This is a genomic window from bacterium (assembly GCA_024226335.1).
Lineage (GTDB): Bacteria > Myxococcota_A > UBA9160 > SZUA-336 > SZUA-336 > JAAELY01.
The window spans coordinates 1-559 of sequence record JAAELY010000207.1; the positions used below are offsets into that span (position 1 = coordinate 1).

General features: G+C 60.8%; 2 protein-coding genes. One reads left to right on the plus strand and one right to left on the minus strand.

Annotated elements, in window-relative coordinates; all coding sequences use genetic code 11:
• Positions 1–234: hypothetical protein (locus GY725_10555; protein MCP4004626.1), on the minus strand; the 234-nt coding region annotated here is incomplete at its 3' end.
• A gap of 25 nt (positions 235–259) precedes the next feature.
• On the opposite strand from GY725_10555, the gene GY725_10560 reads away from it, so the two are divergent.
• Positions 260–484, plus strand: a complete 225-nt coding sequence (locus tag GY725_10560; protein ID MCP4004627.1) for a hypothetical protein — start codon at positions 260–262, stop codon at positions 482–484.
• The last annotated feature ends 75 nt before the right edge of the window (positions 485–559 follow it).

Consider the following 559-nt stretch of genomic DNA (forward strand, 5'->3'; position numbering starts at 1 on the left):
GCGCTGCGGATAGCTCATCGACTCGCCGTCGGACCAGATGAAATCGTTCGGCACCTTGGTCATGTCGAGCTGTCCGAGAGCCGGCTGCACCCGGTCCGATACCGAGTCCCAGTAGCCCTTGGGATTGTCCATCTGGCCGGAGTCGAGCCAGAAATTGCCGTAGTGCGCCTGCAGATCGTAGGCCATGTTGGAGGCGATGTTGACGATCCCGAGCCAGAAGCCGATCAGCACCAACCCGCGGATCGTACCCTGAGGATCGGTGTATCTGGTGGTGGGCCTGCTCTATTTCATGCTGACCACGACGACGCCGGGGATCACCAACACTCCGGACCTGCAGGACTCGATCTGGGAAGAGCTGAACAAGCTCCTGAAGCGGAACCTGAGCAAGCAGTCGCTGGCGAAGATTGGCTGGATCGCGACGTATTACGCGGCCTACAGCGTCGAGATCTGGCTGCTCGGCGTCTACGCATTCGACGAATGGTAGGCCGGTCCGCAGCTTTCCACCGGGTCCGTTCGGCCTCTACGACATGGGGGTCTGCGTATTCCGACGATTCCGACC